Genomic DNA, 19730 nt, shown 5'->3' on the forward strand with positions numbered 1-19730 from the left:
TTCGTGACGCTCATCCCGGCCCGGTCTCGTGGCGGCCGGTCTTGGTTGCGCGGGCGCGGTGCTTGCGGTTTCGTTCGGGTCATGAACGAACGCGGACGGGAGACGGACGGAGGAGGGCCGAACGCGGACGGATCCGGTCCGGGGGACGACGCCGGGCGGGGGCGGCCGGTGCTGCGCTCCATCCTGGGGGCGGGGCAGCGTCGCTGGCTCCGCTTCGGGCTCGGCGTTGCCGTCTTCATGATGGCGAATACGCTCTACCTGCTCGCGAACCGGCTCGCGGACGGGCTGGGGCTCGAGTTTTTCGCGGTGGGAGAGAATTCGCTCCCCCAGCTCTTCCAGGCGATGGTGCTCACGCACACCGGCGTCGGGCTCCTGCTGGCCGCGGTCATGTTCGGGTTCCTCGCGGCGCACCTGCCGACGGTGTGGAAGCGGAAGCACCGCGCCTCGATTCTGACCGGAATCGGGATGGGGCTCGTGGGCGGCGTCCTCGTCCTCACGGGACTCTTCATCCTCACCGCGGCGGCGAGCCGGGAGAACAGCTGGGCCTGGTGGGCGCACGTGGGGAGCGCCGTCCTCATCGTCTCCGCCTACGCCGGGCACCGGCTCGTGAGCTACGCGCGTCCGCCGGGCGGGCGGGCGCGCCGCTTCGCGCTCGCCACCGGCGCCGTCCTCGTCGTCCTCATCGCCTGGCACAGCCTCACGCACCGCGGGTTGCAGCTCACGCCGGAGGCCGAGGCCGCGCTCGCCCAGGGCCTGAACGAGGGACCGGGGGGCCGCGACCGCGACGTGTCGCGCTTCGTCGACGCCGACTTCGTCCCGACGGGGCTCGTGCCGCCCGAAAGTCCGTTCTTCCCAGCCGCGACGACGACGAGCACGGGGACCTATCTGCCCTCCCGCATCATCACCCGCACGGAGGCGGGGGAACTCGCCGCGCAGGCGGCTCGCGAGCGCGCGGCACGTGTCCGCTCCGAGGTGGAACGGCGGGGGTTCGCGGCGGACGAACTCATCGGCGCGACCCAGTGCGTGCGCTGCCACCCCGACGTGACGGCCCAGTGGGCGACCTCCGCGCACCGCTTCGCCTCCTTCAACAACCCCTTCTATACGGCGACGATCGAGGACATGCGGGAGGGGTCGCTGGAGGCGGGGCCCGAGGTGATCGCGCACCTGCGGGAGTTCGGGCTCGAGCCGGACGCGGCGGGGCGCGTGAAGAGCAAGTGGTGCAGCGGCTGCCACGACCCGGCGCTCATGCTCGCCGGCGCCATGGACGCGCCCATCGACCCGGCCACGGTCGAGGCGCAGGCAGGACTCACCTGCCTCGCCTGCCACGCGATCGACCGCATCCACGACAACACCGGCAACGGCAACTACAACATCGCCGACGAGCAGGAGGACCCCTACCTGTTCGCGGACGCCGAGGCCGGCACGCTCGGGGCGTATCTGCACGACGCGGCGCTCAAGGCGAAGCCCTCCGTCCACATGGGACAGCTCCTCAAGCCCGTGCATTCGACGTCGGAGTTCTGCGCCACCTGCCACAAGGTGAGCCTCACGGAGCCCGTGAATAACTACCGCTGGCTGCGGGGACAGAACGAGTACGACGCATGGCACGACAGCGGGGTGGCCCGGAACGCCTCGCGCACCTTCTACCTCCCCGCGGCCGCGCGCGTGTGCCAGGACTGTCACATGCCGCCGGAGGAGGCGCCGCTCGGCGACGTGTCGGCCGAGAACGGGCGCGTGCGCTCGCACCGGTTCCTGGCGGTGAACACGGCGCTTCCGTTCCTGCGCGGGGACACGGCGACGATCCGCCGCATCGAGGCGTTCCTGCGGGACGAGAAGCTGCGGGTCGACATCTTCGCCATCCGGCGCGGCCCCGGCGACGATCCCGAGATGGGGCTCGATCTCTCGCCGCCGAGCGTATCCCCGGGGGAGACGGTGATGTTCGAGGTCGTGGTCCGGAACCAGGGCGTGGGCCACACCTTCCCCGGCGGGACGAACGACTCCAACGAGGGCTGGCTCGAGTTCGAACTGGTGGATGCCGAGGGACGGCGGATCGCGATCAGCGGCGAGGTCGGCGCGGATGGGCACCTCGATCCGATGGCGCATTTCTTCAAGTCGGTGATCCTCGACCGCGAGGGGCGCCCCATCCAGAAGCGGAACGCGCAGGACATCCATGTGACGGCGGCGGTGAACGTGATCGGCCCCGGGAGCGCGGACGTCGCCCACTACCGGATCACGCTCCCGCCCGACCTCCCCGAGGGCTCGCTGACGGCGCGGGCGCGCCTCCTGTGGCGGAAGTTCGACCGCGCCTACACGGAGTTCGCGTTCGGGGCCAACCCGGCGGGGTTCGCGGAATTCGATGACGTCCCGGACCTGCCGGTGACCGAGATCGCCCGCGACGAGGTCACGATCGGCGTGGGCGGCCGCGTGGATCCGGTGGCGATCGAGGAGCAGGACGAGGAGATCTGGGTCCGCTACAACGACTACGGGATCGCTCTCCTCATGGAGGGGAACGACCGGCTCGCCGAGCGCCCCTTCGAGCGCGTGGCGGAGTTCTTCCCGGACCGGGTGGACGGGCCGCTCAACCTGGCGCGCATGGCGCTCATCGCCGGCAACCTCGACGACGCGTTCGACAACCTCGAGCGGGCCGAAACCATCGAAGCGGGCAACCCGCGCGTGGCCTGGGTATGGGGTGGCGCGCATCAGGAGGACGGCGCGTACGAGGCCTCCGAGGCGGCGTACCTTGCGGTGCTCGACGCCTTCCCGGACGATCGCGAGGCTTGGTTCCAGTTGGGACGGACGCGATACCTTGACCGCCGGTACGAGGCGGCGGTCGAGGCGTTCGACCGGACGCTGGCCATCGATCCCGAGCACCGGCAGGCGCACTACAGCCGCATGCTCAGCCTGCGGGCGCTGGGACGCGACGGGGACGCGGCGCTGGGCGAGGCGGCGTTCGAGCGTTACCGGATCGACGAGGCGGCGCAGGCGATCACGAGGGCTTACAGGGCGGAGAACCCCGGCGTGAACCTGATGGCACAGGACATCCACACGCACGAACTGCGGCCGATCGCACCGGTGGGGACCGCGGCGTCCCCGGACCGGCCGGCGAGCGGCGGCGGAGGTCGATGAACGCTCGCCACGCCGGACCCCTCTCGATCTGCCTCCTCGCGGCGGCGACGGCCTGCGGTCCCGACGAACGGGAAGATGCGGAGGCGCCGTCCTATACCCAGACACGCCCGAGCTTCACGGCGCGCGAGGGCAGCGACGCGACGACCTCGATCCGATTCACGGACGTCACCGCGGCGGCGGGGATCGACTTCGTCCACGCCACGGGCGCCTTCGGCGAGAAGTGGATGCCCGAGACTATGGGCAGCGGCGTCGTGGTCCTCGATTACGACGGAGATCGGTGGCCGGATCTGTTCTTCGTGAACAGCACCGGCTGGGAGGGACGCGCGGAGGACCGGGGCGCCACCTCCACGCTCCTGCGGAACCTCGGAGACGGGACGTTCCGCGACGTGACGCGAGAGGCCGGCCTCGACCGGCCCATCTACGGCATGGGGGCGGCGGCGGCCGACTACGACGGGGACGGGGACACGGACCTCTATGTGACGGCGGTCGGGGACAACCGGCTGTACCGGAACGACGGGGGACGATTCACCGACGTGACCGCGGGGACGGGCACGGCGGGGAACGCGCCGGGCGCGGCGGATCCCGCCTGGTCCACGGCGGCGGCCTGGTTCGACGCGGACGGGGACGGCTGGCTCGACCTCCTCGTCTGCAACTACGTGGACTGGACGCCGGAGACCGACCTCTTCTTCACCCGCGACGGCGTGAATAAATCCTATGCGACCCCCGAGGAATACAACGGCGAGTCCTGCCGCCTGCTGCGGAACGAGCCGGCTTCCGGGGGCGGTGCGGGCGCCGGCGCTCCCTCCGCACGGCGCTTCCGGGACGTGACGGCCGATTCCGGTCTCGAGAATCCCGAGGGGAAGTCGCTCGGCATCGTCATCGACGACTTCACCGGGGACGGCCTGCCGGATGTCGCGATCGCGAACGACACCTACCAGAACTTCCTCTACCGGAACGAGGGGGACGGGACGTTCGTCGACGTGGCCCTCGATGCGGGGGTCGCCTTCGACGAGTTCGGCCGGGCGCGGGCGGGCATGGGGGTCGACGTCGGCGACATCCTCAACCGCGGGCAGCTCTCGATCGCGATCGGCAACTTCTCGAACGAGCCCGTGTCGCTGTTCACGCAGATCCAGGAGGGGTTGTTCCAGGATCTGGCCGGGTCGGCGCGGCTCACGCGGTCGACGCTGCTGCCGCTCACGTTCGGGCTCCGCTTCGCGGACTTCGACCTCGACCGCTACGTGGATCTCGTGCTGGGGAACGGCCACATCGAGCCGGAGATCGAGGCGATCCAGGGGGACGTGACCTTCGCGCAGCCGCCTCAGTTGTTCCGGAACGATGGGCGCGGGGGGTTCATCGACGCCGGCGCGATGGCGGGCGGGGGATTCGACGAGCCGATCGTGGCGCGGGGCGTGGCGACGCTCGACTTCGACCGGGACGGGGACCTCGACCTCGTGGTGTCGACGAACGGCGGGCCGGCGAAGCTGTTCCGCAACGACCTCGAGCCCGGCCCCGGGTGGGTGCGGTTGGGCCTGGAGGGGGCTGCGCCGAATCTCGGCGCCGTCGGGGCGACGGTCCGGGTGTTCGTGGGAGACGTGGCGCAGCGGTTCGTGGTTTCGACCGCCTCGTCCTATCTGTCGCAGTCCGAGGCGAACCCCGTGCTCGCGGGTCTGGGCGGGGCGCCGCGGGCTGACAGCGTCGTCGTGGTCTGGCCCGGAGGTGCCCGAACCGTCACCGGACCCGTTGAGGCGGGCGCGGCACTCACAATCCGCGAGTAGCCCTCCGCCGGCGCGGCGGCGGCCGTCGCGAGGGCGATGGCATCTGGCGCGAGTGCCGTCCGAAACCGATCATTCGTCCGCCAAGACCCGCCTCCAGGAGACCGTCCGCGATGACCCCTTCGAGCCCCGCGCGCCTCGCCGCCGCCCTCCGTCCCGCCACGCCGCAGCCCGCCCTGCTCTTCGTGATCGCGTGCGCCGCCGCCGTCTTCGCCGGCACTCCGGTCGCGGGCCAGTCGGGCTCGTTCGGCCACTCGGTGCTGATCCACGAAGGCGAGCTCCTCGTAGCCGAGCCGACCACCAACTTCCGCCCCGGCGCCGTGTATGTGTACACAAGAGGAGAGGAGGGGTGGATGGAGTCCGGCGTGATTCGCGGGCCGGACCCCGAGATCGCCGATGGTTTTGGCACGGTGCTGGCCGCCGCCGGCGACCATCTCTTCGTCGGCATGCGCGGGACCGGCATCCAGATCTTCGGGCGTGGCGAGGGCGGCGGATGGGTATGGCGGGACGCGATCACGGCCGAAGAGGTCAGCGGTCTTTCGCCGGACTGCCGCTTCGACGGCTATTGCGGGACCGACTTCGGATTGGCGCTGGCGGCGGAGGGCGAGTGGCTGATGGTGGGCACGCCCGACCCGGCCGATGGTCCGGGCGGAGGGGGGCTGGACGTCCGGGACGATGCCGGCGCGGCGGGCACGATCCACGCGTACCGGCGCGGCGCCGACGGCCGGTGGACGAAGCGGACGGAGTTGCGCCCTTCGGGCGGCGGCCCGGGCGACCGCTTCGGAGCGGTGGTGGCCTTTACGGAACGCGGCCTGCTCGTCGGTGCTCCGGGCTGGGGTCCGCGGATCGAGGGAGGCGGCGAGGCCCGGGGTGAGAGCCGCGAGGGGACGGGCCGCGTCTACCGCTTCGACCTGAGTGGGGACGGCTGGACGGAAACCGGATCGATAGGGTCGGCGGAAGGCGCGGGCTCCGGCTTCGGTGTCGCGCTCTCCGCGGAGGGCGACCGGCTTCTGATCGGCGCGCCGGGCGCGGACGCCGATCGCGGGGCGGTCCTCGTGTACGCCTGGGAGGTCGGCTCCGGTTCGTGGGTGGCCGAGGAGCGGATAGTGCTCGAAGGCGGCGCAGAGGGCGACCGCTTCGGCGCGGCGGTCGCCTTCTCCGGACCCGACGTGTGGGTGGGTGCGCCAACGGAGCGCGAGAACGAGACCGGTGCCGTCCTGGTCTACGAGGCCGAAGCGGACGGCACCCTTCCCGGGCGGCCGCGCCGCATCGCCCTCCCTCGCGAAGAGACGGTGGAGCGCGACCGTTTCGGCGGACTGGTGGTCGCGGACGGAGCGCTCGCGGCGGTTGGAGCGCCCGGCATGCACCATCAGTCGGGCTCCGTCCACCTCTTCGAGGACAGCGGCCCCGGCTGGGCGGCGGCGGGCATGCTCGCAAGCGCCCCCGATGCCCTCGAGCCCATGGTCGGCGAGGAGCGCCGCTGCGTGGAGGGCAGCGTCGGCCCCTTCGATTGCAGTGAAGTCGAGCTGCTCGCGTTCATTCCCAACTCCATTCTGCGGGCCGAGGGCAGCGCCCGGGGCGTCCGCGCCAACGACAACTGGGGGTGGACCGACCGAGAGACCGGGCGCGAGTATGCGCTGGTGGGACGCAACGACGGCACCTCGTTCATCGACCTGTCGGATCCCACCCGTCCGGTCTTGGTCGGCGATCTGCCCAAACCCGACGGCACGCCCCCGTCGCAGCTGTGGCGCGACATCAAGACGTACAAGGACCACGCCTTCATCGTGGCCGACGGAGCGGGCGACCACGGCATGCAGGTCTTCGACCTCACCCGCCTGCGCGACGTGGCGCCCGGCGACATGCCCGCGCTCTTCGAGCCCGACGTCCACTACCGTGGGGTGGCGAGCTCGCACAACATCGTGATCAACGAGGAAACCGGGTTCGCCTACGCGGTGGGCAGCGGCGCGGGGCGCGAATCCTGCGGCGGCGGTCTTCACATGATCGACATCAACGACCCCCGGAATCCCGAGTTCGTTGGGTGCTTTCAGGAGGACGGCGGCACCCACGACGCGCAGTGCGTGCTCTACCGGGGTCCCGACGAACGATACGAGGGGCGCGAGATCTGCCTCAACTCGAACGGACGGTACTTTCAGATCGCCGACGTGACCGACAAGGAGAACCCCTACGCGGTGTCTCGCGCGACGTCGCCCAATGCCGCCTACATCCACCAGGGGTGGCTCACTCCCGATCACCGCTACTTCTATCAGGACGACGAGTCCGACGTGATCTCCGGCGCGGTCGAAACCACGCGGACATTGATTTGGGACTTGAGCGACCTGGAGGATCCGGTGCTTGTCAACCAGTTCATGGGCTCGCTTCCCGCCAGCGCCCACAATCTCTACCTGAAGGACGGCTTCGCGTATCAGGCCAACTACCGCTACGGCCTCCACGTGCTCGACATCTCCGATCCCGTGAACCCGCACGAAGTGGGCTTCTTCGACACGGCCCCGTATCAGGAGGGTCCGGGCTTCGGCGGGGCGTGGAGCACGTATCCGTTCTTCGAGAGCGGCACCATTCTCGTCACGAGCATGCGCGAGGGGCTCTTCGTGCTCAAGAAGACGGTGCGGCCGGTAAGTTAGGGCGGTATCGGGCTTTCCGGCGGCCGTCGAGCGGCGGGGCGGTTCGCGTAATTCCATGGACGGGAGGAGTGTGCGTTGACGGAACCGAAGCGGTCTAGCCGGGGCGGCAGGAAGCCGAGCTTGGGCGGTGCCCCGATCCGAGTTCGCGGGTTGACCTTCCTCGCGCTGATCGTTGGCTGCGGGGAGGCGGGGGCGCCCGTGCCGGAGGCGTCTCTGGCGGAGATCCTCGCGACGCGCGGGACGGCGGACGCGGCGCTTCAGCAGGACCGCCTGGAGGACGCGCGGTCCGACTACCAGCGCCTCGTCGAGATGGCGCCGGCGGAGGCCGCGGGGTACGCGGGTCTCGGCCTCACGGCGCTCAAGGCGGCGGACTACGAGGCGGCCGAGGAGAACCTCCTCGAGGCGCGCGAGCGGGCGCCGGACGATCCGGAGCTGACGCTGGCGCTCGCCACGCTGCGGACCGAGACGGGCGATTTCGGGGAGGCGCGGGCGCTGCTGGACGAGACGCTGGCGGCGGACCCGGGCCACGCGCGCAGCCTGTGGGGGCTGGCGGAGGTGGAGGCCCGGGCGGCGGGAGTGGACTCCGATGCCCGCGTGGACGTTCTCGCGCGCCTGGCCGCGGCCGCGCCGGGCAACCTGGCCGGCCTCGCCGCCCTCGCCGAAGCGCAACTCGCGCGCGGCGAACTCGACGCCGCCCTCGGCACGATCGAGAGCCTGCGCCAGGTCGCCCCGGACTTCCGGCCCGGGCCGCGCGCGGCCTTCGAGGCCGCCGAAGATGCCCTCCTGGATGGCGACGCCCCGACGGCGATCAGCCAGTTCGCGGATTTCCGCGCCGCATTCGAGGTCACCTCGCCCTACCAGGCGAGCCTCGAAGAGCTTAGGCAGCCGGGCGGCCCCCTCGCGGGCGTCGCGCAACTCGACTTCAGCTTCCTCGTCACGCTCCGCGTCCAGGAGCCGGAGGCCGTGCTCGGCGCCCTCCGCTATACCGAGGCGTCCGATCTGGCCGGGCTCGCGGCGCTTGCCCCCTCATCCGAAACCGGGGCCGCGACGGAGGCTCCCGTGGCCGCCGCGACGGCGATCGGCGACTTGGACGGGGACGGCGACGAAGATCTGCTGTGGAGCCGGGACGGGGAAGGGCGCGCCCTGCGCGTGGACCTCGGCCGCTACGTGGACGCCTCCGACGAGGTCGGCGCCATTGACGCGGGCGACGCCGTGGCCGCGATCTGGGTCGACTTCGACGACGACCGCCGTCTGGACGCCTGGTTCGCCGGGAGCGCACCGCGCGCCTACCGCAACGACCCGGCCGGAGGCTTCGAGGAGATCGCGCTCCCGCCGGCAGCTGGTTCGGCCGGCGCGGCGACCTCCGCGGCCCATGGCGTGTTCGCGGCGGACCTGGATCAGGACGGAGACCTCGACGTGTTCGAGCCGCACACGGGCGCGAACCGCCTCTTCCGCAACAACGGCGACCTCACCTTCGCCGAGATGGCGGCGGACTTCGGACTCGCGGGCCCGGCGGACGCCGACACGCGTGGCGCGGCCTTCGGCGACCTCGACGACGACCGCGACCTCGACATCGTGCTCGCGGAAGGCGACGGCGGCCTTCGCCTCCTCGACAACGAGCGCGCCGCCACCTTCGCCGAGCGGACGGAGCGCCTCTCGGATGCGGCGTCCGAGCCCGCGCAGGCCGTGGCGGTCGGCGACGTGAACGGAGACGGCTGGCTCGACATCGCGGCCGCCGGCGCCGACCGCGTCCGCCTGCTGCACGGCTCCCCCTCCGACGCCTTCACGCTCGCCGCCACTGTGCCGCTGAACGGCCTCGCCCCGCGCGACCTGCTCTTCGTCGACTTCGACAACGACGGCCGGCTGGATCTCGCCGTGGCCGGCACGCCCCCGGCCTCCGGCGCCCCGTCCGGCTCCGGGCTCCGGCTGTTCCGCAACGAAGGGGAAGGGCGGCTGGCGGCGGCCGACGACTTCCTCCCGGATCTGCCGTTCGCGCTTCGCTCCGTTCGTTCGTTCGACTACAACGAGGACGGCGACGCCGACCTCCTCGTCCTCGGAGCGGACGGGAACCCGCGTCTCCTGCGCAACGACGGCGGCAACGCGAACCACTACTTCCGACTCGACCTCGCCGGGCTGGGCGAGGGCAGCCGCAAGAACAACCGCTTCGGGATCGGCGCGCGCGTCGAGGTCCGGGCCGGCGACCTCTTCCAGGTCCACACCGTCACGGACCCCACCACTCTCATCGGCCTCGACGGCCGCCTGAAGGCGGACGTCGTCCGCGTCTACTGGCCGAACGGCGTCCCGCAGGACCTCTACTTCCCGGGCACCGACCAGGACCTTGTCGAGGAGCAGACGCTCAAGGGTTCCTGCCCGATGCTCTACGTGTGGGACGGCGACGGGTTCGAGTTCGTCGGCGACATGATGTGGAAGAGCGCGCTCGGCATGCCCCTCGGCATCCTCGGCGGCGGCCAGCGCGCCTACGCCCCCGCCTTCCCCTCGCAGGAGTACCGGCGCCTCCCGGACGGCGTGTTCCAGCCGCTGGATGGCGAGTACGTGATGCAGATCACCGAGGAACTGTGGGAGACGATCTACGTGGACGGTGTGAACCTCGTCGCCGTCGACCATCCCTCCGAGATCGACGTGTACGTGAACGAGGCCTTCATCCCCCCGGCGCCCATCGACCTCGAACTGTGGCGGGTGGGCGAGCGGCATGCCCCGGTCTCGGCGACGGACGAAGACGGGCGCGATCACCGGGAGGCGCTTGCCGAGCGCGACTTCGACTACGTCTCGTCGTTCCGGCCCGGCCGCTTCCAGGGGATCGCCGAGCCGCACGAACTCATCCTCGACCTCGGCCCCGAGGCCGCGTCGGGCGACGTCACCCTCTTCCTCACCGGATGGATCTTCCCCACCGACGCGAGCATCAACGTCGCGATGGGCCAGTCGGACGCCCTCGCGCCGCACTTCCCGGAACTCGACGTGATGGGCCCCGGCGGCGAGTGGCAGCCCGCGATCCCCGGCCTGAGCTTTCCGTCGGGCAAGGACAAGACGGTCGTCGCCGACCTGCGCGGCCTCTTCCCGACCGACGACCGGCGGGTGCGGATCCGCACGAACCTCATGGTCTACTGGGACGAGGCCTTCTTCACGACCGGCGCGGCGCACCCGGCGGCAGATGAGCATCGGGTGACGTCGCTCGCGCCCCGCAACGCGGACATCCACTACCGCGGCTTCGCGCGCGAATACCGAAAGGGCGGTCGCTACGGCCCCCACTGGTTCGACTACGACTCCGTCACGGTCGAGCCGCGCTGGCACGATCTGTTCGGCCTCTACACCCGCTTCGGCGACGTGACCGACCTCGTGACCGAGGGCGACGACCGCTACGTGATCCAGAACGCCGGCGACGAGATCACGCTCCGCTTCGACGCCGAGGCATTCCCGCCGTTGCCCGACGGTTGGAAGCGGACGTTCCTCATCTACTCCGACGGCTGGGTGAAGGACGGCGACCTCAACACCGCCACCGGCGACCGCGTCGTGCCGCTCCCCGCGCGAACCCTGTCCGGCTATCCGCCTCCTCCAGAGGAAGGGGGCGCCGAAGCCCCCGACTCGGAACTCGCGGAATATCTCACGCGCGTCGTCCCGCCCCCGGAGGACCGATGAGCGTCGTGAACCTGGAGGAGAAGTTCGGCCTGCTGCGGGAGTACTGGCAGCCGCGCGTCGTCGCGGAGCTCAACGACTATCAGTTCAAGATCGCGCGCGTGAAGGGGGAGTTCGTGTGGCACGACCACGCGGACACCGACGAAGCGTTCTTCGTCCTCGAGGGCACGCTGCGGATCGACCTCCCCGATGGCGCCGTCGAGATCGGCCCGGGCGAACTCTACGTCGTCCCCCGCGGCGTGAAGCACCGTCCGGTCGCCGAGGAGGAAGTGAAGCTGTTGCTCGTCGAACCCCGCGGCGTCGTGAACACCGGCGACGAGCCCGGCGACCTCACCGCCGAATCCGACGTCTGGATCTGAAGATCAGAGGTCGGGCGCGAACACGGCTTCCAGGTCGATCGCACCTACCCATTCGGTTCCGAGCCTGACGGGGAGGGTCTCCGTGAAGCGCTCGTGCGCACGCTCCTCGCCGAACCGCCACACGTCGACAGCGCCCTCGGCAGGGTCAACGATCCAGTATTCCCTCACGCCCTGGCGCTCGTAGAGTCGCAGCTTGATGCTGCGGTCTCGGCTGGCCGTCGAAGGGGAGAGAATCTCGACGACGAGGTCGGGCGGCCCGACGATCCCGGCCTCCCCGATGATCCCGCGACGCTCGTCGGAAACGAACATGAGGTCCGGCTGCACGCCTTCTCCCGTCGCGGGGAACTCGACGCCGACGGGCGCCCAGAACAGCTCGCCGCATTCCGGCTTGTGGAGGAGGGGCTTGAGGGCTTCGTACAACGCTCTCGTGAGGCGGTGGTGCAGGATCGACGGGGCGGGGGTCATGTAGATGTCGCCCTCGATCGCCTCGTAGCGATTGCCGTCGTCCGGCATCTGCTGGACGTCCTGCCAGGTGATCGAGGGAAGCGGCATGGTCGGCACATCATAGCTCCGGGCGGGAGTCGTCTCCAAGTCCGCGCCTATGATCGCCGGCTTCATCATCCCGCTCTCAACGCCCATTGCCGCGCGAGGCCGACAGGTCTTGTCAGCCGGGCTTTCCCGGCGCACCGTGGGTTCCCGGCACATTTCCGGCGTCCGTCCAACTCAACCCGGCGAGGCATGACATGCGCGTCCGACCCTTCTTTGCGCTTCTCATCTTCCTGTTTCCGTCCGTCGCGCCGCTGGCCGCGCAGTCGGCTCCCGATCCGGCCGCCTACGAGACGCTCCGGTGGCGGAACATCGGTCCGGAGGGGAACCGCTTCAGCGCGGCGGCGGGGATTCCCGGCCAGCCGTACACCTACTACGTGGGCGCGGCCTCGGGCGGCATCTACAAGACGACGGACGGCGGGGTGAACTGGGACGAGATGTTCGACGACCAGCCGGTGCAGTCGATCGGCTCGCTCGCCGTCTCTCCCACGGATCCCAACATCGTCTGGACGGGGACGGGGGAAGGGAAGATCCGCAGCCACATCTCCGTCGGGCAGGGCGTCTACAAGTCGACGGACGCGGGGGAGACGTGGACCCTCATGGGACTCGAACCCACGGGACGGATCCCGCGCCTCGTCATCCATCCCACGAACCCGGATATCGTTTACGTTTGCGCGCTGGGCCACTCCTACGGGCCGCAGCCGGAGCGGGGCGTCTACCGCACCACCGACGGCGGGGAAAGCTGGGAGCATGTCCTCTTCATCGACGAAGACACGGGGTGCTCGGACATCGCGATGGATCCATCGAACCCGCGCGTCCTCTTCGCGGGCACGTGGCAGCTCGAGATCCACACCTGGGGCCGGACGAGCGGCGGTCCGGGAGGGGGCCTGCACGTGTCGCGCGACGGCGGGGACACGTGGGAGAAGCTGAACGGGCCGGACAACACGATCGGCCTGCCGAAGAAGCCGGTCGGCAAGGTGGCCGTGGCGGTCGCGCCCTCGAACACCCAGCGGGTGTACGCGATGCTGGAGACGGGGGACGGGATCCCGTGGGACGGCCAGCCCACCGAGGACGGACAGTTGTGGCGCTCGGAGGACGGCGGCCGGACGTGGACGCTCATCACGCGCAACCGCAACGCGATGGGGCGGCCGCACTACTACTCGCGCGTCGTCATCTCGCCAAGTGACGAGGACGAGGCCTACTTCCTCACCGCCTCGTTCACGGTGTCGACGGACGGTGGGCGCACGCTGGACGTGACGCCGCGCCCGCGGGCGCCCGGCGGCGACCACCACGACATGTGGATCGACCCCACGAACCCGGACCGCATGATCGTGGCGCACGACCAGGGGCTGTCGATTTCGATCAACCGCACGAAGACGTGGTTCCGGCAGCGGCTCACGAACGCGCAGATGTACCACGTGACGGTGGACAACGCGGTCCCCTACAACGTGCTCGGGAACAAGCAGGATGAGCCGACCTACCGCGGCCCGAGCAACAGCCGGATCCTCGGCACCCGGCGCATCAACCACATCCCGCGCGGCATGTGGCACCACGTCGGGGGCGGCGAGAGCGGTTTCGCCACGCCGGATCCGACCGATCCCAACATCGTGTGGTCCTCGGCTTCGGGGTCCGGGATGGTGGGCGGGATCGTCGTCCGCTACGAGGAGGAGCGCCGCCAGTACCGGCCCGTCGAGGTGTGGCCGGAGCAGAGCCGGGGGCCGGCCTCCGGCGTCCGCTACCGCTTCATTTGGGACGCGCCGGTCCACATCTCCCCGCACGACAACGAGACGGTCTACGTGGGGAGCCAGCACGTGCACCGCACGCGGAACCGCGGGCAGAGCTGGGAGGTGATCAGCCCGGACCTGACGCTGAACGACCGGAGCCGCATGGGGCTCTCGGGCGGGCTCACGGGCGACAACATCGGGGTCGAGTACGCGGGCACCGTGTTCGGGATCGCGGAGTCGCCCATCGAGGCGGGCCTCATCTGGGCGGGCACGAACGACGGCAAGCTCCACATCACGCGCGACGGCGGGGAGAACTGGACGGACGTCACGGGCAACGTCGGCGGCCTGCCGGAGTGGATCGCCGTGCGCAGCATCGCGCCCTCGCGCTACGACGCGGGCACGGCCTACATCGCGGCGGACGGCCACCAGGTGAACATCCGCGACCCGCATGTCTACCGGACGCGCGACTTCGGGGCCTCGTGGGAGAAGATCACCGACGGGATCCCGCCCAGCATGCTGAGCTACACGAAGATCATCATCGAAGACCCGGTGCGGCCGGGGCTCCTCTACGTGGGGACGGAGAACGCGATCTACGTCTCCTTCAACGACGGGGACGACTGGCAGCCGCTGCAGAACAACCTGCCGGCTGCGCCGGTGTCGGGGATCGTCGTGCAGGAGCACTTCAACGACCTCGTGGTGGGCACGTACGGGCGCGGGTTCTGGATCTTCGACGACCTGTCGCCGATCCAGCAGCTCACGCCGGAAGTGATGGCCTCGGCCTCGCACCTGTTCGCGCCGCGCGATGCCTACCGCTTCCGGCCCATCACGCCGCCCTCGATCCCCTACGACGACCCCACGATCGGAGAGGATCCGCAGTACGGGGCGTCGCTCAACTACTGGCTCGCGGCGGAGGCCTCGGAGGCGCCGACGATCGAGATCCTGGACGGCGCCGGGACGGTCGTGCGCACGCTGGAGGGGCCGAACCGCGCGGGCGTGAGCCGGATCCACTGGGATTTGCGGGACGAGCCCAACGAGCCGATCCGGATGCTCACGCCGCCCAGGTACGCCGAGCACATCGAGGTCGGGGACGAGGGGCGCCCGGCGCCGGGCGGACAGCAGATCTCGATTCTGATGCCGCCCGGACAGTACACGGTGCGGCTCACGGTGGACGGGGCGGCGCACGAGCAGTCGCTCACGGTCCTCAAGGACCCGCATTCGGCGGGGACGGAGGCGGACATCGCCGAGCAGCTCGCCTTTATCCGCGAGGTGCGGGAGAACGTGGTGCGGGCGGGCGAGGCCGTGCACCGCGTCGAAGCCATGCGGGTGCAGCTTCGGACGCTGTCGCGGTTCGCGGATGACGAGGATCTCGCGGCGTCGGTCGAGGAGCTGAGGCAGAAGCTCATCGACCTGCAGGAGACGATGGTCGACCTGCGCCTCACGGGGCAGGGCCAGGATGGCGTGCGCTTCGAGGCCCGGCTCCTGCAGAAGCTCGGCTACCTCGTCGGCGCGCTCTCCATCGCCGACTTCCGGCCCACGGACCAGGAGATGGAGGTGAAGGTCATCCTCCACGAGGCACTCGAGGCGCACCTGGCCGAGCTGGAAGAGCTGGTGCGTACGGATGTGGCGGCGCTCAACGAGACGCTGCGCGGCCTCGGCATGCTCATCATCACCGACGACGCGTCGTGAGCGCCGACAGAGCGGAGGAATCGAAATGATCGATCGACGAGGCTTCATCGGGGCGAGCGTCGCCGGGGGACTCGGCGCCGTGGCCGCGGCCTCGGGGTGCGCGCCGGAAGGTGGGTCCGACGGTCCCGGCGCCGGTGACACGGGCGGCGCGACGGCGGTGCCGCCGTTCGAGCTGGACGAAGTCACGGTCGACGAACTCCAGGCGAGCATGGCGTCGGGCGAGCGCACGGCCCGCTCGATCGCCGAGCTGTACCTCGAACGCATCGAGGCGCTGGACGGACAGGGCCCGGAGCTGCGCTCGATCATCGAGACGAACCCGGACGCGCTCGCCATCGCCGATGAACTGGACGCCGAGCGCGCGGCGGGGAACGTTCGCGGGCCGCTGCACGGCATTCCGGTTGCGCTCAAGGACAACATCGACACGCACGACCGGATGACGACGACGGCCGGGTCGCTGGCGCTGGAGGGGTCCATCCCTCCGCAGGACTCGTTCGTCGCCGCCCGGCTGCGCGAGGCGGGGACCGTCATCCTCGCCAAGGCGAACCTCAGCGAGTGGGCGTACTTCCGGGGCGTGCGCGCGACCTCCGGCTGGAGCGCGCGCGGCGGCCAGTGCCGGAACCCCTACGCGCTCGACCGGAACCCGTGCGGTTCGAGTTCCGGCTCCGGCGTCGCGGCGTCGGCGAATCTCTGCGCGCTCACCGTGGGGACGGAGACGGGCGGTTCCATCATGTGTCCCTCCTCGAGCAACGGGATCGTGGGGATCAAGCCCACGGTCGGGCTCTGGAGCCGGGCCGGGGTCATCCCCATCTCCCATTCGCAGGACACGGCGGGACCCATGTGCCGGACGGTCCGCGACGCCGCCATCCTGCTCGGCGCATGCATCGGCGTCGACCCGCGCGATGCCGCCACCACCGCGAGCGAAGGCCGGAGGCACGCCGACTACACGCAGTTTCTCGACGCGGCCGGCCTTCAGGGCGCGCGCATCGGCGTCGTGCGCAGCTTCCCCGGCTTCGACCCGCGCGTGCTCGCGCTGTTCGACGAGGCGATCGAGGCCATGCGGGCCGAGGGTGCGGTGATCATCGATCCCGCAAACATGGACGCCGCGGCCTGGAACGACCCGCTGTCGCTCGTGCTGTTGGAGTACGAGTTCAAGGCCGACCTCAACGCCTACCTTGCCGGACTGGGGCCGGACGCCCCGGTGAAGAGCCTGGCCGAGGTCATCGAGTTCAACGAGCGGAACGCGGACCGGGAGATGCCGCACTTCGGCCAGGAGCGCCTGATCGCCTCGCAGGCGAGGGGGCCGCTCACGGACCCCGAATACCTGAACGCGGTCGCCACGATTCAGCGCGCGAACCGGGAGGATGGGATCGACCGCCTCGCGCGGGAGAACGACCTGGATGCGATCGTCGCTCCGACGCGCGACCTCCCGTGGCCGACCGACCACATCAAGGGCGACAGGCTCGACGGGGGATCGTCCGCCGCGCCCGCCGCGATCGCCGGCTATCCGGACATCACCGTGCCGATGGGGTTCGTGCGCGGGCTGCCGGCGGGGGTTTCGTTCTTCGGCCCGGCCTGGACGGAGCCCACGCTGCTGCGGATCGCCTACGCGTACGAGCAGGCCACACAGCAGCGCAGGGCGCCGACGTTCGCCGCAACGCTCGGCTGAACGCGCGTTCAGCCGAACGCCTCAGCCTCCGCGCACGAGGGCGATGCTCCCGTTCACCGTGCTCACCTCGATTTCGGGCCCTCCCGCGCCGATCTCGCCGGAGGCGGACTTGGGTCCCCAACGCCCGCGGATCGTGAGCGGAAACTCCGTGTCGATGGCGCCGTTCACGGTCCGGATGTCGACGTCGGCATCGGTGCCGTTCGGGAGCACGAGCCGGATACCTCCGTTCACCGTCTTGAAGCGAAGGTCCTCGGAGATTTCGCCCCGGAGCCGCGCCTCGATCGCCCCGTTCACGGTCTCCGCGGACACCGGGCCGTTGCCTTCCACCGCGATCCCGCCGTTCACGGTCCGCGCCTCCACCTCGTCGGCGATCCCCCGCGCCTCGATCTCCCCGTTCACCGTTCGGGCCTCGAGTTCCACGCCGGCCGGAACCTCGACCGTGAAGTGCACCTTCACGTCGTTGTTGCGGACGCTCATCTCGTAGTCATCGCCCCGGCCGCACCGGTTCGGGTCGCGCCCGCGCCTCGATGGGTAGACGGCGCAGATCAAGACGCCCCGCGAGTCCTCGACGACCTCGATGCGCACCGAGTCCGGATCGTCGTCGTCCCACTGCTTCGTGGCCCGCACCCGGACCTGGCTGCCGCTCGCCGGGCTCGCCGTGACGGAGCCGTTCACGCCCCGGATCGTGACCGCGTCGCCGCGATCCACGGACCCTTGCCATTCGAAGTCCTGGGCCCGCGCTTCCGTCGCCCCCAGGCACACCAGCCATGCCGCCGTGGCGGCGAATCGTCGCGCTGTATTCCGCATCACGCTGCTCCCGGTTTCGTGGGTTCCTAGCTATCGAGGTCGGGGGTTCGCTCCCCCGGCCGGATGAGGAGGATGTCTCCGTCGAACGACTTCAGCGTCACGGCGGCCGATCCGTCGCCGACCGTGAACTCTCCGCCCCGCACGCTGCCTCCCCGGAACTGGACGGGGAACGAGGGGACGAGTTCTCCGTCGAAGGTGGACACGGAAACGTGGGCGCCCGCGTTCTCCGGGACGGCGAACGTCACATCGCCGTCGTGGGTGCTGAGCGAGTAGCTGCCGTCGCCGTGAAGGGCGCCATCGTACCAGACGTCGCCGTCCACCGTGGCGGCGGAGATGGCGCGCGTGTCGGCGTTCGTGACGACGATGTCTGCGTCGATGCCGCTGACGCTCATGCTTCCCGCGACCCGATCGAGCCACACGTCGCCGTCCGTCACACTGACCGTGGCGGATCCGGCGTTCGATACCGTCACGGAACCGTCCAGCGTGGCGACGCTGACGCCGGCGGCGCCGTCGATTTCCACGTCTCCGTCCGCCGTTCTCACGGCCACCGTGCCGCGGACGACGCCGGCGACCGTGACATCGCCTTCGTGTCCGACGACGCTCACGTCGACATCCTCCGGCAGGTAGATGAGGAAGTCCGCGCCGTCGCCGCTCGGGCCCGTGCCGAGCCGAATCGTGCCGCCCGAAGACTGCACGCGAATCCTGCCGTCATCGTCGTCGAGCACGACCCGCGCCTCGCGGCCGCTCGCGCCCATCACTCGGATGTCTCCCTCGCGGTGTTCGATCTCGATGCGCGCGCCCTCGGGTACAACGAACGTCGTATCGCGCGCAGCGGGACTCGTCGCCACGAAAGCCGCCAGGAAAACCGTCGCCGAAACCATCAGTCTGTCGCCGCCAGCTGCACGGCCTCAGCAAGGAACTCCGACTTGCGTCGCATCGTGTTCTCCATGTGTTGCTGGATGTAAGGGTCATCGGGCAGTTCGAGCAGCGCGGCCCGCGCGTCCTCGATGGCCCGGTCGATCGTCACGAGAGCGCGGCGGATGCGCGCCACCGTCTCCGGAGGCAGTGGCCGCTCCGAGTCGAACAGCACGCGCTCGAGTTCGGAGATCAGGCGGGCGTATTCCTCGGCGCTCGATCCTTCGTCCTCCAGCGTAGAGACGCTTCGCACGGCCGGGGGCAGGAGCGACGGAGCGCCGAGCCCCGGGGAGGTGCCCGCCGTACCCGGGCTCCCCGCGACATCGTCTCGCGCCACGGCCGTCCACACGAGCGCCGCGGAGAGCCACACCAGCGCGATGCCGGCAGCGAGTTGCGGCGCGAAACGCGCGATGCGGCGGGCGGGTGGCCTGCGCCGGGCCGATGCTTCCGAAGTTTCGGGCACCACGCCCGCACGGCCGGCGGTCCGAAAGCCGATCCGCGTCGCGATGCCGGGCCAGAGATCCTCGACCGGTTCGCGCGGACCCAGGCTCGCGGCCCGGTCCACCACGGCCTCGAGTTCGACGAGCGTCCGGGCGCAGTCCTCGCAACGATCCAGGTGCCGCTCGATCAGGACCTCCTCCTCGACGCCGAGGCTGCCGTCGAGGTACTCCGAAAGACGGTCCCGAAAGCGATCCTTTCGCTGGTCTCGATCTGTCATCGGTTCAACTACCTCTCCAGGTGCCGTCTCAGAATCATCCGCGCCCGGTGCAGCTGGGACTTGGATGGGGGCTTATATACGTGTCTTGACGGGACGGCATCCGTCACGGGCAATCTCCTGCCGG

Annotated in this window: 11 protein-coding genes; 7 read left to right on the plus strand and 4 right to left on the minus strand. The window is 70.4% G+C overall.

What is annotated here, in order from left to right:
• Positions 1-81: 81 nt before the first annotated feature.
• The 5 genes from RN901_RS05565 to RN901_RS05585 all read left to right on the plus strand — a co-directional run bounded on the left by RN901_RS05565 (position 82) and on the right by RN901_RS05585 (position 11544).
• Positions 82-3123 (plus strand): tetratricopeptide repeat protein, encoded by a 3042-nt coding sequence (locus RN901_RS05565; protein WP_310756799.1) that lies wholly within the window; start codon positions 82-84, stop codon positions 3121-3123.
• Complete coding sequence (locus RN901_RS05570; protein ID WP_310756801.1) at positions 3120-4898, plus strand: CRTAC1 family protein; 1779 nt, start codon at positions 3120-3122, stop codon at positions 4896-4898. Before RN901_RS05565 ends, RN901_RS05570 begins: the two co-directional genes overlap by 4 nt.
• Before the next feature lie 110 nt (positions 4899-5008).
• On the plus strand, positions 5009-7534 hold the full coding sequence (locus RN901_RS05575) for a choice-of-anchor B family protein (protein WP_310756803.1): 2526 nt from the start codon (positions 5009-5011) through the stop codon (positions 7532-7534).
• 150 nt (positions 7535-7684) lie between these two features.
• The gene (locus RN901_RS05580; protein ID WP_310756805.1) at positions 7685-11188 is read left to right on the plus strand and encodes an FG-GAP-like repeat-containing protein; all 3504 of its coding nucleotides are present in this window, start codon (positions 7685-7687) and stop codon (positions 11186-11188) included.
• Positions 11185-11544, plus strand: a complete 360-nt coding sequence (locus RN901_RS05585) for a cupin domain-containing protein (RefSeq protein WP_310756807.1) — start codon at positions 11185-11187, stop codon at positions 11542-11544. The genes RN901_RS05580 and RN901_RS05585 overlap by 4 nt, the downstream gene beginning before the upstream one ends.
• A gap of 3 nt (positions 11545-11547) precedes the next feature.
• On the opposite strand, the gene RN901_RS05590 is transcribed toward RN901_RS05585, so the two are convergent.
• Positions 11548-12165, minus strand: coding sequence for a Uma2 family endonuclease (locus RN901_RS05590; RefSeq protein ID WP_310756809.1), 618 nt, complete (start codon positions 12163-12165; stop codon positions 11548-11550).
• A 122-nt stretch (positions 12166-12287) separates the two neighbouring features.
• On the opposite strand from RN901_RS05590, the gene RN901_RS05595 reads away from it, so the two are divergent.
• Both RN901_RS05595 and RN901_RS05600 read left to right on the plus strand, forming a co-directional pair.
• Complete coding sequence (locus tag RN901_RS05595; RefSeq protein WP_310756811.1) at positions 12288-15500, plus strand: hypothetical protein; 3213 nt, start codon at positions 12288-12290, stop codon at positions 15498-15500.
• Positions 15501-15525: 25 nt separating this feature from the next.
• On the plus strand, positions 15526-17166 hold the full coding sequence (locus RN901_RS05600; RefSeq protein WP_310756812.1) for an amidase: 1641 nt from the start codon (positions 15526-15528) through the stop codon (positions 17164-17166).
• A 21-nt stretch (positions 17167-17187) separates the two neighbouring features.
• Here the strand turns inward: RN901_RS05600 and RN901_RS05605 are convergent, their stop codons facing one another.
• The 3 genes from RN901_RS05605 to RN901_RS05615 are packed head-to-tail and all read right to left on the minus strand — an operon-like array spanning position 17188 to position 19606.
• Positions 17188-17973 (minus strand): hypothetical protein, encoded by a 786-nt coding sequence (locus tag RN901_RS05605; RefSeq protein ID WP_310756814.1) that lies wholly within the window; start codon positions 17971-17973, stop codon positions 17188-17190.
• A 26-nt stretch (positions 17974-17999) separates the two neighbouring features.
• Positions 18000-18854 (minus strand): DUF4097 family beta strand repeat-containing protein, encoded by an 855-nt coding sequence (locus tag RN901_RS05610; protein ID WP_310756816.1) that lies wholly within the window; start codon positions 18852-18854, stop codon positions 18000-18002.
• Positions 18854-19606: a zf-HC2 domain-containing protein gene (locus RN901_RS05615; RefSeq protein ID WP_310756818.1), complete on the minus strand. Its 753-nt coding sequence runs from the start codon at positions 19604-19606 to the stop codon at positions 18854-18856. The genes RN901_RS05610 and RN901_RS05615 overlap by 1 nt, the downstream gene beginning before the upstream one ends.
• Positions 19607-19730 lie beyond the last annotated feature (124 nt).

Origin of the sequence: Candidatus Palauibacter soopunensis (genome assembly GCF_947581735.1) — a bacterium.
Lineage (GTDB): Bacteria > Gemmatimonadota > Gemmatimonadetes > Palauibacterales > Palauibacteraceae > Palauibacter > Palauibacter soopunensis.

Coding starts and splice junctions, on each gene's coding strand:
- RN901_RS05565 (WP_310756799.1), top strand. CDS start 82: ATGAACGAACGCGGACGGGAGACGGACGGAGGAGGGCCGAACGCGGAC.
- RN901_RS05570 (WP_310756801.1), top strand. CDS start 3,120: ATGAACGCTCGCCACGCCGGACCCCTCTCGATCTGCCTCCTCGCGGCG.
- RN901_RS05575 (WP_310756803.1), top strand. CDS start 5,009: ATGACCCCTTCGAGCCCCGCGCGCCTCGCCGCCGCCCTCCGTCCCGCC.
- RN901_RS05585 (WP_310756807.1), top strand. CDS start 11,185: ATGAGCGTCGTGAACCTGGAGGAGAAGTTCGGCCTGCTGCGGGAGTAC.
- RN901_RS05590 (WP_310756809.1), bottom strand. CDS start 12,165: ATGATGAAGCCGGCGATCATAGGCGCGGACTTGGAGACGACTCCCGCC.
- RN901_RS05595 (WP_310756811.1), top strand. CDS start 12,288: ATGCGCGTCCGACCCTTCTTTGCGCTTCTCATCTTCCTGTTTCCGTCC.
- RN901_RS05600 (WP_310756812.1), top strand. CDS start 15,526: ATGATCGATCGACGAGGCTTCATCGGGGCGAGCGTCGCCGGGGGACTC.
- RN901_RS05605 (WP_310756814.1), bottom strand. CDS start 17,973: ATGCGGAATACAGCGCGACGATTCGCCGCCACGGCGGCATGGCTGGTG.
- RN901_RS05610 (WP_310756816.1), bottom strand. CDS start 18,854: ATGGTTTCGGCGACGGTTTTCCTGGCGGCTTTCGTGGCGACGAGTCCC.
- RN901_RS05615 (WP_310756818.1), bottom strand. CDS start 19,606: ATGACAGATCGAGACCAGCGAAAGGATCGCTTTCGGGACCGTCTTTCG.